Below are 1812 nucleotides of genomic sequence, written 5' to 3'. Positions count from 1 at the left end.
TAATCCAGAAAATACAAAAAATGGATGGCTAAGAATACTGAAAGTAATAAATGAGGATATTTGATAACTTTCCTGTATTAGAAACTCCACATCTTATTTTAAGAAAAATTTCTCTTTCCGATGCAGAGGATCTTTTTGAATATGCAAAGGATAAAGAAATAACAAAATATCTTTCTTGGGAGCCTCACAAATCCATTGAAGATTCTGTAAGATTTATTGAATTTATGCTAATTAAGTATGAAAGAGAAGGGTATGGAGATTGGGGAATAGAATTTAAAGAGAATAGAAAATTAATTGGAACTTGTGGTTATGTTTGGTGGGATAGAAAAAATTCTAAAGCAGAAATTGGATATGTTCTATCAAGAAAATACTGGAAAAGGGGATTAATGACTGAAGCAGTAAAGGAAATAATAAAATTTGGATTTGAGAAAATGTTTTTAAACAGAATACAGGCAAGATGTATTATTGAAAATATTGCCTCGGAAAGGGTAATGCAAAAAGTGGGAATGAAGTTTGAAGGAATTTTGAGGGAAGATATTTTCATAAGGGGAAATTATTGGGATACTAAGCTTTATTCAATCCTAAGAAAGGAGTTCTTTATAACTATATAAGGAGGAGAATTTATGCTATATGAAAAGATTACAAAGGATTATCTTAATGCAGTTAAAAATAAAGATTCCTTTAGAGTAGAAGTATTAAGTTTTCTTCGTTCCGCTATAAAATATAGAGAAATTGATCTAAGAGAAAAGGGGAAAGAAATGACCGATGAAGATGTGATAGATGTAATAAATAAGGAGATAAAAAAGAGAAAGGAAGCTATTGAACTTTATAAAAAGGGAGAAAGATTTGATCTTGCAGAGAAGGAAGAAAGGGAGTTAAAAATTTTAGAAGGATATCTTCCAGAGCAATTATCTGATGAGGATTTAGAGGATATTTTAAAAAGAATAATAGAAGAAGTAGAAGCAAAGGATATAAAGGATTTAGGGAAAGTGATGAAGCTCGCAATGTCAGAATTGAAAGGGAAAGCAGAAGGTGAAAGAATTAAAAAGATAGTAGAGGAATTATTAAAGAGTAAATGAGGAAAAAACCAAAATCTCCCTGGGAGATATTTAATATTGCCTTTTCTCTAGGAACAAGTGTCTTAGCATCCCTTCTTGTGGGAATATTTTTGGGATATTATCTTGATAAAATTTTTGATACTTCTCCTGTTTTTCTTCTTGCAGGAATTGCTTTGGGAATTTGGGTGGGATTCCGTGACATCTTTAGAATCTTGCGATAAATATGTAAAAATAGCAATAATTATTTTATTAATCGGATTGGGATTTTATCTTATTTATCCTTATATCTCTTCTTTGACTTTTGGTTTTTCTGGGAGTATAATTTCTATTTGTTGGTTGGCAGAAAATATAAAAAGGTATGGAATAAATAAGTATAGAAGTAATGTGTTAGGAAGATATATAGTATTAATTATTTTATTTTTAATGAGTCTCAAGGCAGAGCTTTTAGGAGTTCTGCTTTTTCTTTTAGGATATTTGGTGGGACAATGGTTTATGATCTTTAAGATCTGGAAGGAAAAAAAATAATGGAGGAAATTGGACCAAGAGTAATATTGGAAGTAGGAGAGTTTAAGGTAACAAATACCCTTCTAAGCTTACAGGTTATAAGTATTTTGGTATTAATTATAAGCTTTTGGCTCTCTTACAAACCTCAAGAAGAAATTGTAAAAAAGCGACAGAGCTTAGTTGAGGTACTTATTGAGATGTTTCAGAGATATTTAGGGGGGTTTTTAGGAGAAGAAAAAGCTTTAAAATA

5 protein-coding genes are annotated in these 1812 nt (G+C 30.4%); all 5 read left to right on the top strand.

Going from position 1 to position 1812, the window contains the following annotated elements; genetic code table 11:
• Positions 1–50 precede the first annotated feature (50 nt).
• Positions 51–611, top strand: a complete 561-nt coding sequence (locus NZ841_08415; protein ID MCS7202783.1) for a GNAT family N-acetyltransferase — start codon at positions 51–53, stop codon at positions 609–611.
• 12 nt (positions 612–623) lie between these two features.
• The gene (locus tag NZ841_08410; GenBank protein MCS7202782.1) at positions 624–1079 is read left to right on the top strand and encodes a GatB/YqeY domain-containing protein; all 456 of its coding nucleotides are present in this window, start codon (positions 624–626) and stop codon (positions 1077–1079) included.
• Positions 1076–1279 (top strand): AtpZ/AtpI family protein, encoded by a 204-nt coding sequence (locus tag NZ841_08405; GenBank protein ID MCS7202781.1) that lies wholly within the window; start codon positions 1076–1078, stop codon positions 1277–1279. The genes NZ841_08410 and NZ841_08405 overlap by 4 nt, the downstream gene beginning before the upstream one ends.
• Positions 1254–1583 carry a hypothetical protein gene (locus tag NZ841_08400; protein ID MCS7202780.1) on the top strand — a complete coding sequence of 110 codons (330 nt, stop codon included), beginning with the start codon at positions 1254–1256 and terminating at the stop codon, positions 1581–1583. Before NZ841_08405 ends, NZ841_08400 begins: the two co-directional genes overlap by 26 nt.
• Positions 1583–1812: ATP synthase F0 subunit A (locus NZ841_08395; protein MCS7202779.1), on the top strand; the 230-nt coding region annotated here is incomplete at its 3' end. The genes NZ841_08400 and NZ841_08395, both read left to right, overlap by 1 nt.

It is taken from the genome of Dictyoglomus sp. (genome assembly GCA_025060475.1).
GTDB lineage: Bacteria > Dictyoglomota > Dictyoglomia > Dictyoglomales > Dictyoglomaceae > NZ13-RE01.
Note: the sequence above shows the minus strand (reverse complement) of the source record. Positions and strands in the feature narration are given on the sequence as shown.

Bases quoted from the DNA above. Each gene is read 5' to 3' on its own strand.
- NZ841_08415 (MCS7202783.1), top strand. From the start codon at position 51: ATGAGGATATTTGATAACTTTCCTGTATTAGAAACTCCACATCTTATT.
- NZ841_08410 (MCS7202782.1), top strand. From the start codon at position 624: ATGCTATATGAAAAGATTACAAAGGATTATCTTAATGCAGTTAAAAAT.
- NZ841_08405 (MCS7202781.1), top strand. From the start codon at position 1,076: ATGAGGAAAAAACCAAAATCTCCCTGGGAGATATTTAATATTGCCTTT.